The organism is Pseudomonas sp. Y3 TE3536 (genome assembly GCF_053629175.1).
Genome location: NZ_JBRJHU010000001.1, coordinates 106,045 through 120,424 on the forward strand (window position 1 = coordinate 106,045; position 14,380 = coordinate 120,424).

Genomic DNA, 14,380 nt, shown 5'->3' on the forward strand with positions numbered 1-14,380 from the left:
GCTGAAATCGGTATCCCCGACCGGCTCAGGCCACCGGTCGGAGCCGCTTAAAAAAGCCGGTTCAGGCCGTCGTAGGCAGCTACCCGATAGGCTTCGGCCATGGTCGGGTAGTTGAACGTGGTGTTGACGAAGTACTTCAGGTTATTCAGCTCGCCCGGCTGGTTCATGATCGCCTGGCCGATATGGACGATTTCCGAAGCCTGGTAGCCGAAGCAGTGCACGCCGAGGATTTCCAGGGTTTCGCGGTGGAACAGGATCTTCAGCATGCCCTGTGGCTCGCCGGCGATCTGCGCGCGGGCCATGCCCTTGAAGAAGGCCTTGCCCACTTCGTACGGCACTTTGGCCTGGGTCAGTTCCTGCTCGTTCTTGCCGATCGAGCTGATCTCCGGAATGGTGTAGATACCGGTCGGCACGTCATTGACGAAGCGCCAGCTGCCATTGTCGACGATGCTGCCCGCTGCCGAACGGCCCTGGTCATGGGCGGCACTGGCCAGGCTCGGCCAACCGATCACGTCACCGGCACCGTAGATGTTCGACACGGTGGTGCGGTAGGCCTCGTCGACCTCGATCTGGCCGCGGCTATTGACCTTGATGCCGATGTTTTCCAGGCCCAGCTTGTCGGTGTTGCCGGTACGGCCGTTGCACCACAGCAAGGCGTCGGCCTTGATCTTCTTGCCCGACTTCAGGTGCAGGATCACACCGTTGTCCAAGCCTTCGACCCGGTCGTACTCCTCGTTGTGGCGCACGGTGATGTTGTTGTTGCTGAAGTGGTAGCTCAGCGCCTGGGAAATTTCCGAATCCAGGAAGCTCAGCAACTGGCCACGGTTATCGACCAGCTCGACCAGCACACCCAGGCCGCTGAAGATCGAGGCGTATTCGCAACCGATCACGCCGGCGCCGTAAACGATCAGCTTGCGCGGGGTGTGGCTGAGGCTGAGGATGGTGTCGCTGTCATAGACGCGCGGGTGGTGGAAGTCGATGTCGGCCGGGCGATACGGGCGCGAGCCGGTGGCGATGATGATCTGCTTGGCGTTGAGCTTTTCGACCACACCGTTGGGGCAGACCACTTCGATGGTCTGCTCGTCGGCGAAGCTGCCGGTGCCGAAGAACAGGTCGACACGGTTGCGAGCGTAGTAGCCGGTGCGCGAAGCGACCTGCTTGGCAATGACCTTTTCGGCGCTCTTGAGCACGTCCGGGAAGGAGAACCAGCGCGGCTCGCCGATGGCGCGGAACATCGGGTTGGTGTTGAACTGCATGATCTGCCGCACCGAGTGACGCAGTGCCTTGGACGGGATGGTGCCCAAGTGGGTGCAGTTGCCGCCGACCTGGCGACGGCTGTCGACCATCGCCACCTTGCGCCCTGCTTTGGCGGCGTTCATTGCCGCGCCTTCTCCGGCCGGGCCGGAACCCAGCACCACTACGTCGTAGTTGTAGACAGCCATGCGTACTCCTTCAGAACTGGCCCGCGAGTCACGGTGGCTCGCGGGGCGCGATCATGTCGCCGGGGCGCCATGAGAAAATTCGGTTGCAGTCTAATCAAGCGTGAACGCCGCGCACATTAACCCTTGGTCGCGTCGTAGGCCAATTTTGCCTGCACTACATGTGGTTCACCGATTCCCTGGCGATCATCCATCCTTGCGCTTTCACTCGCCTTTCATTACCCGCGAAAACGCTGGGGTCGCTCGGGAGACGAAGCCACCCTCGGCCCGAGTCACCAATACGGCGGCAAGGTTGTGGCTGACGGCGAAATCCCAGCCGCGCTCGGGGCCGAGAATCAGCAGCAGGGTCGAGAACCCGTCAGCCTTCAGCGCCGAGGCGTCGAGCACAGTGGCCGCAGCCAGGTCGTGCGCGACCGGGCGCCCGAGACGGGCATCGAAGGTGTGCGAATAGCGCCGGCCATTCTGCTCGAAATAGTGGCGATAGTCACCCGAGGTCGATACCGAAAGGCCATCCACCGGGATGACTTGGCGGGCGATCTGGCGGTCTTCACGGGGCAGCTCGAGGGCGATGCGCCACGGGCTGCCATCGGGTTTGCGGCCAACCGCCTTGAGCTCGCCGGTGGCTTCGGCGATGAAACTGCTGATGCCCATGGCCTGCAGGCGCTGGGCGATCAGGTCGACGGCGTGGCCAGCGGCGATGCTGTTGAAATCCAGCTCCACGGGGGCATCCTTACACAATGCCTGGCCTTCGATGCGCAGGTGCTGGTAGCCCACGCGCAGGCGGGCCTGGGCCAGGGCTCGCGGGTCGGGCACCTGCTCGTGACGGGCCTGGGGGCCGAAGCCCCAGAGGTCGAGTAGCGGCTCAATAGTGAGGTCGAAGGCGCCGGCACTTTGCGCCGCCAACTGCTGGCCGAAGCGGACCAGGTCGAGCATGTCTGATGGCAATGCCAGGCATTGATTGGCCGGCAGCTGGTTGAACTGGCTGACAGTGGAATCGCTGCGGTAGGTGGAATAGTGCTGGTCGATGTCGTGGAGGATGGTTTCGACGGCAGCCTGCACCTGGGCTGGGGCTGGGCCACCGGGGGCGCGAACGTACTGGATGCTGTAGCTGCTGCCCATGGTCGGGCCGCCCAGGCGCTCCAGGGTCGGGCCCTGGTTGCAGGCGGTGAGGAGCATCAGGATGAACAGGAGGGCTGTGCGCAAATTCGGACTCTCGGTCGCCGACACTGGCCTCTTCGCGGGTAAACCCGCCCCCACAAGGTATTGCACCGCCCTCAAGGACGCAGGCGAACCTGTGGGAGCGGGTTTACCCGCGAAGAGGCCAGTAGAGACAACATAAATGCTAGGCAAAAAAAACGGGAACCCGAAGGTTCCCGTTTTTTCATTGCCTTACAAGCGAATCAGCGTGGAAACGCTGGCGGGTTCACACCGGCCATGTCTTCCATCACACGAACCACCTGGCAGCTGTAACCGAATTCGTTGTCGTACCAAACGTACAGCACAACGCGGTTGTCGTTGGCGATGGTCGCCTCTGCGTCAACCACACCGGCGTGGCGCGAGCCGACGAAGTCGGTCGAAACCACTTCCTGCGAGCTGACGAAGTCGATCTGCTTGTGCAGCTCCGAGTGCATGGCCGTCTGGCGCAGGTACTCGTTGATCTCTTCGCGGGTGGTGGGCTTTTCCAGGTTCAGGTTCAGGATAGCCATCGAGACGTTCGGCGTCGGTACGCGAATCGCGTTGCCGGTCAGCTTGCCCTTCAGCACGGGCAGTGCCTTGGCGGCTGCAGTGGCGGCACCGGTCTCGGTGATAACCATGTTCAGCGGCGCGGCACGGCCACGGCGGCTGCCCTTGTGGAAGTTGTCGATCAGGTTCTGGTCGTTGGTGAACGAGTGAACGGTTTCGACGTGGCCGTTGACGATGCCGTACTTGTCGTTGACAGCCTTCAGCACCGGCACGATGGCGTTGGTGGTGCAGGAAGCAGCCGAGATGATCTTGTCATCGGCGGTGATTTCACCGTGGTTGATGCCGTGCACGATGTTCTTCAGCGCGCCCTTGCCAGGTGCGGTGAGGATCACGCGGGCAGCGCCCGGGCAGGCCAGGTGCTGGCCCAGGCCGTCGGCGTCACGCCATACACCGGTGTTGTCGACGATCAGCGCGTTGTCGATGCCGTACTGGGTGTAGTCGACTTCGCTCGGGTTCTTGGCGTAGATAACCTGGATCAGGTTGCCATTGGCGGTGATGGTGTTGTTGGCTTCGTCGATGGTGATGGTGCCATCGAACGGGCCGTGCACCGAGTCACGGCGCAGCAGGCTGGCACGCTTGACCAGGTCGTTCTCGGCGCCTTTGCGCACGACGATGGCACGCAGGCGCAGGCCGTCGCCACCACCGGTCTTCTCGATCAGGATGCGCGCCAGCAGGCGGCCGATGCGGCCGAAACCGTACAGGACGACGTCGGTGCCTTTACGGGCCGAAGCGTTCTGTTGGCCAACTACGTCAGCCAGCTCTTCACGCACGAACTGCTCGGCGCTGCGGCCGTTGCCTTCCTGCTTGAACTTGTTGGCCAGCTTGCCCAGGTCGACCGAAGCGGCGCCCAGTTTCAGCTCGCTCATGGCCTTGAGCAGGGGGAACGTCTCGTGGACAGACAGTTCGGTCTCGTCGGTCTGACGATGACGCGCAAAGCGGTGGGCTTTGAGGATCGAGATAACCGAACGGTTGATCAGGCTGCGGCCATAAATCGAGCTCACCACGTTGTTGTTGCGGTAGAGCTGACCGATAAGCGGGATCATCGCTTCAGCCAATGCTTCACGATCAATCCACTCACCAAGACACTGGTCGGGCTTCTGAGTCACGGGAACCTTCCACATGTAGGGACAGAAAAAAGGGGCTACATTATGACGCCCCAACGCGGAACGGGCAATGAGCGCCTGTCGCGGCAGCCAGAGCCAGTGTTCATGGCCTTTGGAGCCTGACAGCAGGCACCGGCACCGGTACAATCGGTGTCTTTGCCGCAACGCTTGGAGTGCAATCTCCCGTGTCAGTTCTGCGCCTACCGCAACTGTCGGCCACGGCCGGCAAACAAACCTGGGGCAACCTGCCCGGTGCCGCCCTCAGCCTTGCCATTGCCGAAGCCGCCAGCAGCGCTGGCCGCTTTACCCTGCTGCTGACCGCCGACAGCCAGGCCGCCGACCGTCTGGAACAGGAGCTGCGCTTCTTTGCCCCAGACCTGCCGGTGCTGCCCTTCCCCGACTGGGAAACCCTGCCCTACGACCTGTTCTCGCCGCACCAGGACATCATCTCCCAGCGCATTGCCAGCCTGTACCGGCTGCCGGAGCTGAGCCACGGCATTCTCGTCGTGCCGATCACCACCGCCCTGCACCGCCTGGCGCCAACCCGCTTCCTGCTGGGCAGCAGCCTGGTGCTGGACATCGGCCAGACCATCGACGTCGAGCAAATGCGCACGCGCCTTGAAGCCAGCGGCTATCGCTGCGTCGACACCGTTTATGAACATGGCGAATTCGCCGTGCGCGGCGCGCTGATCGACCTGTACCCCATGGGCAGCAAGCTGCCCTACCGCATCGACCTGTTCGATGACGAAATCGAGACGCTGCGCACCTTCGACCCCGAGACCCAGCGCTCGATCGACAAGGTCGACTCGGTGCGCCTGCTGCCGGCGCGCGAATTTCCGATGCAAAAAGAGGAAGTGACCCGCTTCAAGGCGCGCTTCCGCGAACGCTTTGACGTCGACTTCCGCCGCAGCGCGATCTTCCAGGACCTGGCCAGCGGCATCATTCCCGCCGGCATCGAGTACTACCTGCCGCTGTTCTTCGAAGACACCTCGACGCTGTTCGACTACCTGCCCAGCGACACCCAGGTGTTTTCCCTGCCGGGCGTCGAGCAGGCCGCCGAGCACTTCTGGAACGACGTGCGCGGGCGCTACGAAGACCGCCGTGGCGACCTGAGCCGCCCGCTGCTGCCGCCTGCCGAGCTGTTCCTGCCGGTAGAAGACTGTTTCGCCCGGCTCAAGCAATGGCCGCGGGTGGTGGTCAGCGCCGATGACGTCGAGGCAGGCGCCGGCCGTGAACGCTTCCCGGCACGCGCCCTGCCCGAACTTGCCATCGAGGCCAAGGCCAACCAGCCACTGGCGGCGCTGTCCAGCTTCCTTGACCAGTTCCCTGGCCGCGTACTGTTTACCGCCGAGTCTGCGGGCCGTCGCGAAGTGCTGCTGGAACTGCTCGAACGCCTGAAACTGCGCCCGCACACCGTCGAAGGCTGGACCGACTTCATCACCGGCTCCGAGCGGCTGGCGATCACCATTGCCCCGCTTGACGAAGGCCTGGTGCTGGACGACCCGGCCCTGGCCCTGATCGCCGAGAGCCCGCTGTTCGGCCAGCGCGTGATGCAGCGCCGACGGCGCGACAAGCGCGGCGAGACCGCCAACGATGCGGTGATCAAGAACCTCACCGAACTGCGCGAAGGCGCACCGGTGGTGCACATCGACCATGGCGTGGGCCGCTACCTGGGCCTGGCTACCCTGGAAATCGACGGCCAGGCCGCCGAGTTCCTCACCCTGGAATACGCCGAGGGCGCCAAGCTGTACGTGCCGGTGGCCAACCTGCACCTGATCGCCCGCTACACCGGCAGCGATGACGCCCTGGCGCCGCTGCACCGGCTCGGCTCCGAGGCCTGGCAGAAGGCCAAGCGCAAGGCCGCCGAACAGGTGCGCGATGTCGCCGCTGAGCTGCTCGACATCTATGCCCGCCGCGCCGCGCGCAAGGGCTACGCTTTTGCCGACCCTGCTGCCGACTACGCCACCTTCAGTGCCGGGTTCCCCTTCGAAGAAACCCCCGACCAGCAGAACGCCATCGAAGCCGTACGCGCCGACATGCTCGCGGCCAAGCCGATGGACCGCCTGGTGTGCGGCGACGTGGGCTTCGGCAAGACCGAAGTGGCCATGCGCGCGGCCTTCATCGCCGTGCACAGCGGCCGCCAGGTGGCGGTGCTGGTGCCCACTACCCTGCTGGCCCAACAGCACTACAACAGCTTCCGCGACCGCTTCGCCGACTGGCCGGTAACCGTCGAAGTGATGAGCCGTTTCAAATCGGCCAAGGAAGTCGCCAGCGCCGCTGCGGACCTGGCTGAAGGCAAGATCGACATCCTCATCGGCACCCACAAGCTGCTGCAGGACGATGTGCGCTTCAAGGACCTGGGCCTGGTAGTGATCGACGAAGAGCACCGCTTTGGCGTACGCCAGAAGGAACAGCTCAAAGCCCTGCGCAGCGAGGTGGACATTCTCACCCTGACCGCCACGCCGATTCCGCGCACCCTGAACATGGCCGTGGCCGGCATGCGCGACCTGTCGATCATCGCCACACCGCCCGCCCGACGCCTGTCGGTGCGCACCTTCGTCATGGAACACAACAACAGCACGGTCAAAGAAGCCCTGCTGCGTGAACTGCTGCGCGGCGGCCAGGTGTACTACCTGCACAACGACGTGAAAACCATCGAGAAGTGCGCTGCAGACCTTGCCGAACTGGTCCCGGAAGCGCGTATCGGCATCGGCCACGGCCAGATGCGCGAGCGCGAGCTGGAACAGGTGATGAGCGACTTCTACCACAAGCGCTTCAATGTGCTGATCGCCTCGACCATCATCGAGACCGGCATCGACGTGCCAAGCGCCAACACCATTGTCATCGAGCGCGCCGACAAGTTCGGCCTGGCCCAGTTGCACCAGTTGCGTGGCCGGGTCGGCCGCAGCCACCACCAGGCCTACGCCTACCTGCTGACGCCAGCGCGACAAAAGGTCAGCAGCGACGCCGAGAAGCGCCTGGAAGCCATCGCCAACACCCAGGACTTGGGGGCAGGCTTCGTGCTGGCCACCAACGACCTGGAAATCCGCGGCGCTGGTGAACTGCTGGGCGAAGGCCAAAGCGGGCAGATCCAGGCGGTCGGTTTCACCCTCTACATGGAAATGCTCGAACGGGCGGTCAAGGCCATCCGCAAGGGTGCCCAGCCAAACCTCGAACAGCCACTGGGTGGCGGCCCGGAGATCAACCTGCGCCTGCCGGCCCTGATCCCCGAGGGCTACCTGCCCGATGTGCATGCACGCCTGATCCTTTACAAGCGCATCGCCTCGGCCGCCGACGAAGAAGGCCTCAAGGACTTGCAAGTCGAGATGATCGACCGCTTCGGCCTGCTGCCGGAGCCAACCAAAAACTTGATGCGCCTGACCTCGCTCAAGCTGCAGGCGGAAAAGCTCGGCATCAAGAAAGTCGATGCTGGCCCCAACGGCGGCAAGCTTGAGTTCGAGGCCGAGACACCGGTCGACCCGCTGACTCTGATCAAGCTGATCCAGGGCCAGCCCAAACGCTACAAGTTCGAAGGCGCCACCCAGTTCCGTTTCCTGGTACCGATGGAACGCCCCGACGAACGTTTCAACACCCTTGAGGCGCTGTTCGAGCGCCTGACCCCACAGTCTGCTTAAGGAAGATCCATGCGTGCCATCCGTTGCCTGACCCTGCTGCTGGCGCTGTTCGCGCCAGCCGCCTTCGCCGAAGGCCTGTATCAGGTAGAAATGATCCTGGTGCGGCAAAACAGCGTCCCCGCCTTCACCAGCCCGTTCGCCCCCGAAGACTGGAGCGCTGGGGCCCCGCGCCTGGACAAGGCCGCCGAACGCCCACTGGGGCTGGACGATGAATCCACCCGCCTGCAAGCCACCGCCGACTACACCGTGCTGATGCACAAGGCCTGGCAGCAGCAGGTCGGCAGCGAACCCAGCCGCATCGCCCTGGGCGAAGGCGAAGAGCAGTTCGGCCACTTCCCCATCGAAGGCAACCTGAGCATCGCCGAAGGCCGCTTCATCGCGGTGGAGGCCAACTTCTGGGTCAACCAGCTCGACGGCAACGGCAGCGTGCTGCGCAGCGAGCAATTCAAGCAAAGCAACAGCAACGTCAAGGGTGGCCAATTGACCTTCCTTGATGGCGGGCACCTCGCGGTGCTGCTGAAGATCACGCCACCGGGTACACCGAAGATGCCGGTGATGGACCCGGAGTTGATGGAGCAGTGATGTGAGCGAGACCGATGCGCAGTTCTTTATCCGCGGGCTTGACACCTGGAAGTTCGCGTTTGACCGCACTACGCTGCAACGCGGCTTCGACTATGCAGAGGAAGGCAGGAGCGAAATCGTATCCATCCTGGACCTGACCATCCGCGCGCAGTGCGCAGGCTCTGGCGGCCGCGCCTATTACCAGCGCATCACGCTGGACATGACCGAGGACGGCCTTGAATGCGAGGGCACCTGCTCGTGCCCGGTCGGTAACAATTGCAAGCACTGTGCAGCGGCGCTCTATCTGCTTGAACGTGGCCCGGACTGGGTCGAAGGCACACCTGACGAACCCCTTGCCGTTACGCCAGCAGCGCAGCAGTCCCTTGAATTGCCCCCCGAACTCGCACACTGGGTCGAGGCCCTGGAAGTACCGGCAGCCCTTGCCACAGAACCCGCCAAGCGCAAAGGCCCTGCACTCTACTATGTGGTGAGCAACAACCATGGCCAGTGCATGCTCAGCGTGTTCAAAGGTACCCGGCAGCCCGATGACAGCTTGAAGCTGAGCCGGCCCAGTTCGATGCCCGAGCTCATCTACTACACACCCAAGTACGTGACCGATGAAGACTTGCGTGCGCTGCGACTGATCGATGCCCTCAGCAAGGATTACAGCCTGCCCGTCGCACGCCTGGAAGGCAAAAAGGGCGCCGAACTCTACGAGTATGCCCTCGCCACCGGCCGCTTGCTGTATGGCCAACAGCAGAAACCCCTGGCCCAAGGCCCCGACCTGCACGCCGAATTTCGTTGGGTTCGGCTGGACAACGGCAGCTACCGCGGCGCCTGGCACCATGCTGAAAATACCCACATGCTGGCACTGCCGGTCGACCCCCTCTATTACGTCGACCCACACAGCGGGCAGACCGGCAAACTGCTGCATGACCTTGACCCGTTCATTGCCAGCCAACTGGCCAGCGCCCCGACGGTTCCCGAGCACCTGATCATCCCCCTGAGCCATCGCTTGAACGCATTGAACCGCCAGGTTCCGACCCCCACCAAGGTCCGTAGCGAGCAGATCGACACGATCGAGCCTCGCCCTCACCTGACCCTGGGCAGCCTCGAGTACAGCGCCTACATGCCCAAGACCGGCCGCATGCAGCGCCAGATGCAGCACCGCGCCGCGCTGTCGTTCGACTACGACGGCCTGCGCGCCAGCGGCAACGACGACAAGCCGTTGACCCGCCTGGTAGATGCCACCAGCCAGCGCATTCGCCGCCAGCCCAAGGCCGAACAGGCGCTGCGCAAGACGCTACGCGACCTCGGCTTCAAGGCCGCCACCCGGCAGAGCAAGGCCCTGCCCGACAGTGCGGGCGAGATGCACCAACTGCCGGATGACGAGGCCTGGCTGCACTTCGCCCGCAACGGCTTGGCACAACTGCGTGAAGCCGGCTGGGTGATCGACATCCACCGCGATTTTTCCTTCAACCTGCACGAGGTGGACGACTGGTACGCCAGCATCGACGAAGCCCCCGGGCATGAATGGTTCGACCTGGAACTGGGCATCGTGGTCGATGGCCAGCGCCACAGCCTGCTGCCGATCGTGCTGCAGTTGCTGCGCAGCAACCCGGAGCTGCTGCGCGCCAGCGAACTGGCCCGGCGCAGTGACGACGAACACTTGCTGATCGACCTTAACCGCGGCCGCCTCGACAGCCCCGCGCTGCGCGTCGCCCTGCCCTACGGCCGGATCAAGGCGGTGATGGGCACCCTTGGCGAGCTCTACCTGCATGAAGACGCCGCAGGCCCTTCACTGCGCCTGGACCGGGCCGATGCCGCGCGCCTGAACGAGCTCGATCACCTGCCGCTGCACTGGGAAGGCGGCGCGCACGTGCGCGACCTGGGCAAGCGCCTGCGTGACGCACGCGACCTGCAGGTCGAACCGCCCGCACAACTGAACGCGGCCCTGCGCCCTTATCAGCAACAAGGCCTGAACTGGTTACAAGCCCTGCGCGAAATGGGCACGGGCGGCATCCTCGGCGACGACATGGGCCTGGGCAAGACGCTGCAAACCCTGGCTCACCTGTTGCTGGAGAAACAGTCCGGCCGCCTGACCACTCCCGCCCTGGCGGTGATGCCGACCAGCCTGATACCCAACTGGCTCGACGAGGCCAAACGCTTTGCCCCCGACCTGCGCGTGGTGGCACTGCAGGGCCCAGGGCGCAGCAAGCATTTCGCCACGCTGCACGACTACGACCTGGTGCTCACCACCTATGCCCTCGTGCCCCGCGACCTCGAACACTTGCGTACGCAGCACTGGCACGTGCTGGTGCTCGACGAGGCGCAGAACATCAAAAGCAGCACCAGCAAAGCCGCCCTCGCCGTCTGCGAGTTGCAGGCCGAGCAGCGCCTGTGCCTGACCGGTACGCCGATGGAAAACAACCTCGGCGAGCTGTGGTCGATCTTCCACTTCCTGATGCCGGGCTGGCTGGGCGACCTCAAGCGCTTCAACCAGGATTACCGCACCCCGATCGAACGCCGCGGCGACGCCGAACGCATGGCCCACCTGGTCAGCCGCATCCGCCCGTTCCTGCTGCGCCGCACCAAGGAACAGGTGGCCACCGAACTGCCCGCCAAGACCGAGATGGTGCACTGGGTCGAGCTCAGCGATGCCCAGCGTGATACCTACGAGGCCGTGCGGGTGGCGATGGACAAGAAAGTCCGCGACGAAATCGCCCGCAACGGCGCCTCGCGCAGCCAGATTGTCATCCTTGATGCCCTGCTCAAGTTACGCCAGGTGTGCTGCGACCTGCGCCTGGTGAAGGGCGTCGAGACCAAGGGCAACCAGGCCGATAAAGGCAAGCTCGGCGCCCTGCTGGAGATGCTCGAAGAGCTGCTCAGTGAAGGCCGGCGGGTACTGCTGTTCTCCCAGTTCACCTCGATGCTGGCATTGATCGAGCAAGAACTGCAAAAGCGCAAGGTGCGTTACAGCCTGCTGACCGGCGACACCCGCGACCGCCGCACGCCGGTGCAAGCATTCCAGCAGGGTGACAGCGAGGTGTTCCTGATCAGCCTCAAGGCGGGTGGCACCGGGTTGAACCTGACGGCTGCGGACACGGTGATCCACTTCGACCCCTGGTGGAACCCGGCCAGCGAAAACCAGGCCACCGACCGCGCCTACCGCATCGGCCAGGACAAACCGGTGTTCGTGTTCAAGCTGATTACCCGCGGCACGGTGGAAGAGAAGATTCAACTGTTGCAGCAAGAGAAGGCGGCCCTGGCGGCAAGCCTGCTCGATGGCGGGCAGGCCGGGCAGTGGCGGCTGGGAGATGATGAGATCGAGGCGCTGTTTGCCCCCTTGCCAGGGAAGCGCGGCCGCTAAGCGCTTGTGAGCACTCTCTGTAGGAGCAGCCTTGCGCTGCGAAGAGGCCGGTGACAACACCCTTGATCTTCGCTGGTGTTACCGCCGCCTTCGCAGCACAAGGCTGCTCCTACCGGGAAGTGGGTAAATCCGGCCTACCGTCGAATACGGCCGGATCAGTCAATCGACCAGCTGCGCCTCGCGCAACGCCCCCAACGCCTCCAGCCAACGCGGCTGCTGGCGATAATCGGTGCGCGCAAAGCCCTGCCCGCGCATCCGTGCAATGCGCGGCGAAGGCTTGACCTTCAGCCGCTGCGCCGCACTCAGTGCCAGCTCTGCCGCCGCCCGGTCGTTGCACACCAGGCCCATGTCGCAGCCAGCACTCAAAGCTGCTTCGATGCGGTTGGCGGCATCCCCGACCACGTGCGCACCGGCCATGGACAGGTCGTCACTGAAAATCACCCCATCAAAGCCCAGCTCACCGCGCAGGATGTCCTGCAGCCAACGCCGCGAGAAGCCGGCGGGCTGGTTGTCGACCTGCGGGTAGATCACGTGGGCCGGCATCACCGCTGCCAGCTGGCCACTGAGCCGGGTGAAGGGCACCAGGTCCGCCTGACGCAACTGTTCAAGGCTGCGCTCGTCCGTGGGGATGGCCACGTGCGAGTCGGCCTCGGCCCAACCGTGCCCCGGGAAGTGCTTGCCGCAGGCCGCCATGCCCGCAGCGTTCATGCCACGAATGAAAGCCGCCGCCAGCTGCGTGGCGCGCTGTGGGTCACCCTCAAAGGCGCGGCTGCCGACCACCGCACTGCGCTGGTGGTCCAGGTCGAGCACCGGGGCGAAGCTCAGGTCCAGGCCTACCGCCAGCACCTCGGTGGCCATCAACCATCCGCACTGCTCCGCCAGGTAATCGGCGTTGTCGTTGTCGGCCAGCGCACGCATGGCCGGCAGGCGCACAAAGCCTTGGCGCAGGCGCTGCACACGCCCGCCCTCTTGGTCGACGGCCAGGATCAAGTCCGGGCGAATCGCGCGAATGGACGCGCACAGTTCGCGCACCTGGCGCGGGCTGTCGATATTGCGGGCAAAGATGATCAGGCCGGCCACTTCAGGTTGGCGCAGCAGGTGACGGTCTTCGGCGGTCAGCCATTTACCGGCGATGTCCACCATCAAGGAGCCTTGCAGGCTGACGGTCATGGGAAATCCTTCATTGAAGACTTAAAGAAGCCCACTGGGGGCAAGCCGCCTCTTCGATGCGCACCCGGCAATGGGCCGGCACGCGGTCGAACAGGTCAAGCAAATCGGTGTTGTGCAGGCGTATGCAGCCATGGGACAGCGGCACGCCCAAAGGTTCGGTCTCAGGTGTGCCATGCAAGTAGATATAGCGGCGGAACGTGTCGACGGCGCCGAGGCGGTTGACGCCCGGCTCGCAGCCGCTGAGCCAGAGTATGCGGGTGAGGACCCAGTCCCGCCCGGGAAACCGCGCCTGCAGCTCAGGCGACCAGACCTCACCGGTCCAGCGCCGGCTACGCAACACCGCGTTCAGCGGCAGGCCCGCGCCAATTTTCGCCCGTACCTGATGCAGGCCACGCGGCGTGCAGCCCGATCCATTGCGCTCGCCGGCGCCGTTACGCGCCGTGGACACCGCCAGGCGCAGGCACAAGCGGCCCTGGGCGAACCCATAGAGGCATTGGTCGGCAAGGGAGATGTGCAATAGATCGAGATCGGGCATGGGCGCTAGCTTAGCCGAAGCGCCCTGCCCCGCCCAGCCTTCAGGCCTTGGCGGTGGCTGTGCTGCTGGTCTTGCTGCGCGGGCGCAGTTGGGCGGCTGCCATGGCTTCGTCGGTGACCCCGCTGTCAGCGCGCATGCCTGCTGCCAGGAACGGCACCATCAGGCGCATGACCTGTTCGATCGAGGTATTGATGCCAAAATCGGTTTCGGCGATGGCGCGCAACGCCTTGATGCCGGACATGCTGAACGCTGCGGCGCCGAGCATGAAGTGCACGCGCCAGAACAGCTCCAGTGGCGGAACCCGTGGCGCGGCTTCGTTGACCAGCAGCATGTAGCGGCGGAACACCTTGCCGTACATGTCTTCCAGGTAACGCCGCAGGTGCCCCTGGCTCTGGCTGAAAGCCAGCCCCAGCAGGCGCATGAAGATAGACAGGTCATTGTTGCTGCGCGGCTGCACGGCCAGGGCCTGCTCGACGAGCATTTCGAGCAGCTCTTCGAGGCTGGGCTTTTGCTCCGGGCGCGCCTGGCGACGCTCGAGTTCACGTTCGAGGCTGGCACAGAAAGGGCCGAGGAAACGCGAGAAGACCGCCTGGATAAGGGCCTTTTTGGAACCGAAGTGGTAGTTGACCGCCGCCAGGTTCACCCCGGCCTTGCTGGTGATCAACCGCAACGAGGTTTCAGCGAAGCCTCTTTCCGCGAACAGCTGCTCGGCAGCATCGAGAATGCGTTCAACGGTTTCCGATTGGGCCATGATTATTCCGCCAGACAAACAGGTGTTTGAAACATACGTTTCAGGCCTGCGTCTGTCAAGGCTCGGTGACTGG

At 64.2% G+C, this 14,380-nt stretch carries 9 protein-coding genes; 3 read left to right on the forward strand and 6 right to left on the reverse strand.

The window, feature by feature from the left end:
- Positions 1-47: 47 nt before the first annotated feature.
- The 3 genes from sthA to AB7M33_RS00530 all read right to left on the reverse strand — a co-directional run bounded on the left by sthA (position 48) and on the right by AB7M33_RS00530 (position 4,303).
- Positions 48-1,442, reverse strand: a complete 1,395-nt coding sequence (sthA, locus tag AB7M33_RS00520; RefSeq protein ID WP_027596615.1) for a Si-specific NAD(P)(+) transhydrogenase — start codon at positions 1,440-1,442, stop codon at positions 48-50.
- A gap of 201 nt (positions 1,443-1,643) precedes the next feature.
- The gene (locus AB7M33_RS00525; RefSeq protein ID WP_454242260.1) at positions 1,644-2,642 is read right to left on the reverse strand and encodes an FAD:protein FMN transferase; all 999 of its coding nucleotides are present in this window, start codon (positions 2,640-2,642) and stop codon (positions 1,644-1,646) included.
- Between the two features lie 197 nt (positions 2,643-2,839).
- The gene (locus tag AB7M33_RS00530) at positions 2,840-4,303 is read right to left on the reverse strand and encodes a glyceraldehyde-3-phosphate dehydrogenase (protein WP_274887724.1); all 1,464 of its coding nucleotides are present in this window, start codon (positions 4,301-4,303) and stop codon (positions 2,840-2,842) included.
- Positions 4,304-4,470: 167 nt separating this feature from the next.
- Between AB7M33_RS00530 and mfd the strand changes: the two genes are divergently transcribed.
- From mfd to AB7M33_RS00545, 3 genes are read left to right on the forward strand one after another with little or no spacing between them, the layout of a single operon-like run.
- Complete coding sequence (gene mfd / locus AB7M33_RS00535) at positions 4,471-7,920, forward strand: transcription-repair coupling factor (RefSeq protein ID WP_454242261.1); 3,450 nt, start codon at positions 4,471-4,473, stop codon at positions 7,918-7,920.
- Between the two features lie 9 nt (positions 7,921-7,929).
- Positions 7,930-8,502, forward strand: a complete 573-nt coding sequence (locus AB7M33_RS00540) for a CsiV family protein (RefSeq protein ID WP_454242262.1) — start codon at positions 7,930-7,932, stop codon at positions 8,500-8,502.
- 1 nt (position 8,503) lies between these two features.
- Positions 8,504-11,851, forward strand: a complete 3,348-nt coding sequence (locus tag AB7M33_RS00545; protein ID WP_454242263.1) for a DEAD/DEAH box helicase — start codon at positions 8,504-8,506, stop codon at positions 11,849-11,851.
- A gap of 159 nt (positions 11,852-12,010) precedes the next feature.
- On the opposite strand, the gene nagZ is transcribed toward AB7M33_RS00545, so the two are convergent.
- The 3 genes from nagZ to AB7M33_RS00560 are packed head-to-tail and all read right to left on the reverse strand — an operon-like array spanning position 12,011 to position 14,307.
- Positions 12,011-13,009: a beta-N-acetylhexosaminidase gene (gene nagZ / locus AB7M33_RS00550; protein WP_172960420.1), complete on the reverse strand. Its 999-nt coding sequence runs from the start codon at positions 13,007-13,009 to the stop codon at positions 12,011-12,013.
- Positions 13,010-13,031: 22 nt separating this feature from the next.
- Entirely contained in the window at positions 13,032-13,556 is a 525-nt protein-coding gene (locus tag AB7M33_RS00555; protein ID WP_454242264.1) for a L,D-transpeptidase family protein, read from the reverse strand.
- 40 nt (positions 13,557-13,596) lie between these two features.
- The gene (locus tag AB7M33_RS00560) at positions 13,597-14,307 is read right to left on the reverse strand and encodes a TetR/AcrR family transcriptional regulator (RefSeq protein ID WP_027596622.1); all 711 of its coding nucleotides are present in this window, start codon (positions 14,305-14,307) and stop codon (positions 13,597-13,599) included.
- Positions 14,308-14,380: the final 73 nt, after the last annotated feature.

Coding starts and splice junctions, on each gene's coding strand:
- AB7M33_RS00540 (WP_454242262.1), top strand. CDS start 7,930: ATGCGTGCCATCCGTTGCCTGACCCTGCTGCTGGCGCTGTTCGCGCCA.
- AB7M33_RS00555 (WP_454242264.1), bottom strand. CDS start 13,556: ATGCCCGATCTCGATCTATTGCACATCTCCCTTGCCGACCAATGCCTC.
- AB7M33_RS00560 (WP_027596622.1), bottom strand. CDS start 14,307: ATGGCCCAATCGGAAACCGTTGAACGCATTCTCGATGCTGCCGAGCAG.
- sthA (WP_027596615.1), bottom strand. CDS start 1,442: ATGGCTGTCTACAACTACGACGTAGTGGTGCTGGGTTCCGGCCCGGCC.
- AB7M33_RS00530 (WP_274887724.1), bottom strand. CDS start 4,303: ATGTGGAAGGTTCCCGTGACTCAGAAGCCCGACCAGTGTCTTGGTGAG.